Source organism: Priestia sp. P5_B4, from assembly GCF_056400385.1.
Genome location: NZ_JBFULJ010000623.1, coordinates 1 through 2,279, shown reverse-complemented (window position 1 = coordinate 2,279; position 2,279 = coordinate 1). Strand labels below are relative to the sequence as shown.

At 41.0% G+C, this 2,279-nt stretch carries 3 protein-coding genes and 1 pseudogene; 1 reads left to right on the top strand and 3 read right to left on the bottom strand.

Going from position 1 to position 2,279, the window contains the following annotated elements; genetic code table 11:
* A pseudogene (locus AC1DRF_RS23850) lies at positions 1-773 on the top strand (transglycosylase domain-containing protein); the annotation flags it as partial.
* 35 nt (positions 774-808) lie between these two features.
* Here the strand turns inward: AC1DRF_RS23850 and AC1DRF_RS23845 are convergent.
* The 3 genes from AC1DRF_RS23845 to AC1DRF_RS23835 form a co-directional block, all read right to left on the bottom strand.
* Positions 809-1,300 carry a YpoC family protein gene (locus AC1DRF_RS23845; RefSeq protein ID WP_427075450.1) on the bottom strand — a complete coding sequence of 164 codons (492 nt, stop codon included), beginning with the start codon at positions 1,298-1,300 and terminating at the stop codon, positions 809-811.
* Positions 1,287-1,958, bottom strand: coding sequence for an endonuclease III (gene nth, locus AC1DRF_RS23840; RefSeq protein ID WP_043979488.1), 672 nt, complete (start codon positions 1,956-1,958; stop codon positions 1,287-1,289). The genes AC1DRF_RS23845 and nth overlap by 14 nt, the downstream gene beginning before the upstream one ends.
* Before the next feature lie 146 nt (positions 1,959-2,104).
* The coding region (locus tag AC1DRF_RS23835) for a DnaD domain protein (protein WP_477741857.1) at positions 2,105-2,279 on the bottom strand (175 nt) is incomplete at its 5' end.

Genomic DNA, 2,279 nt, shown 5'->3' with positions numbered 1-2,279 from the left:
GTACTGCACCGACAAAAGTATCTCAAACGTTTGTGAAGAAAGAAAAAGAAGAAAAGAAAGAAGATAAAAAAGAGGACAAAAAAGAGAAAAAAGACAATAAAGATGTGAAGCCAAAAATTACTGCTTCGTATAGCGGAGGAGCAATTTCAGTTAACTGGTCAGCGTCAAACGCAGCCAGTGATACGACCTTTACAGTCACAATGTCATCTCCTAACGGTTCTGAACAACTCGCATCTGGCACAGGAGCCGGTGGGAAAACAATTTCCAACCCAGCACCAGGCGCAACGTATAGTTTCACCGTAACAACAAATACGGGCGAAAGCGCTAGTTCTTCTGTAAAAGTCCCTGATTCATCAGATCAAGCTACCGAAGATGATTCTACTAAGCCTGAAGATGACGGAACAACGGACGATAATCAAAATGAAGACAATAGCAACACTGATCAAAACAACGGCTCTGATCAAGGGGACGATTCATCTACTCAGCCGGATGATAACCAAAACAACAATAATGGCAGCAATAACGGCGGTAACAATAGCGGCAATACCGATAATAACAATAATAACAATAATAACAATAATAACAATAATGATAGCGGCAATGCTAACGATGGTAACAGCGGCAACAACAGTAATAACGGAGGCACAACAACTCCTCCAGCAGACAACGGTGGAAGTGACTCAGGAAGTCAGACACCACCAACAACCCCTGCTACACCATCGACGCCGTCAACACCTGCTACACCGCAGCAAGAGCCAACAACTGAAAATTAACGTAGCAGTAAAAAGCCCCTACACGTGTAGGGGCTTTATTTCTTGTGAAGAATAAGCATTTTTGCATACTGCTTACGTAGCTCATTAAATAACTCTGTCAGCTGAATATACGCTTGATAAGAAGAAACTCGCTGCAGCAAAAACATAAGTCTCTCAGCACAGTTAATAGGCTTATAGGTTAGGTCCGCTATATCTTCTTGCAGCCGATTTAAACGCCGAACGGGCTTTCCGTTAATCCAAAACAGTAAACTAATATACATAGCAGCAGCTTGTTTCATACAAGGGGCTGCTTCTTTTGCTTTTCGCAGAGAAAAAAGCGTATACAGTTCTTCCCTTTGAGTTTCCCACTTTTCAAAAAATGGCCGTATGTTCTTTTGAACATCCCTCCAAGGTGTTTTCGTTTCTTTATGTACATCGTATAAAATATCATAAGCAAAATAATTTTTTCCACCCACTTCAAGAATCCGGTCTTCTTTTGAATAGAATGGTTCGCATATGAAATGTGACGGCACTTCAATCGGTAACATCTGTCTTCTTCTCTCTTCCTTTCATTCGTTTCTTTCCTTCTCGGCAAAGATCAAGAAGCGGGCAGACATGACATTGAGGAGACTGTGCTTTACAGTGATAGCGTCCAAAAAAGATAAGTCGATGATGCGTGACTGACCATTCATCTTTCGGAACTTTTCTCATTAGCGTTTTTTCTACTTCCAAAACAGAATCTTTCCACCTGCAAATCCCAAGGCGTTTACTTACACGTTCCACATGCGTATCTACTGCTATTGAAGGTACTCCAAAAGCTACGGATACAACAACATTAGCCGTCTTACGCCCTACTCCTGGAAGATTGGTCAGCTCATCACGATCTGTTGGAACTTCTCCTCCATACTCATCAATGAGCATACGGCAGAGCTTTTGAATATTTTTAGCTTTGTTTCTATATAAGCCGATTGATCTAATATCTTGCTGCAGCTCTTCTAACGAAACGGCTAAATAGTCTTCAGGCGTTTGATATTTTTTGAATAAATCCGCTGTTACGCGGTTGACTAGAGCATCTGTGCACTGAGCAGATAGCGCCACAGCAATGACTAAATCAAAGGGATTCCGATGATTTAACTCACAGTGGGCGTCAGGAAACATTTCCGCCATAGCATCTAGGCACTGTCTGATTTGTTTTAACGTTAACATACTAGTTCTCCTTCTCCTTCTCCTTACAGGTAGTTCCCTCCTATTTTACAATAGGGTTCCTGTCAAATGCTACTTTTGTCCATATTCTTTTAAAAAAGCTGCTTCAAGATTCAATTACTTGGATCTTGAAGCAGCTTTTTATCCTGTCATTGCTCTAGCCAGTTAAAAAAAGGAATGGCTGATGTAGACTGAGAAGGGTTAACAGAAGATAGTTTTTTGGGCTGTTGATTTTGACGAAATTTTTGGCTATGCTTGCGGGCTTGATCAATGGTCTGAATACCATTTTTCTTCCATTCAAATAAAATCCGATCAATATACCGG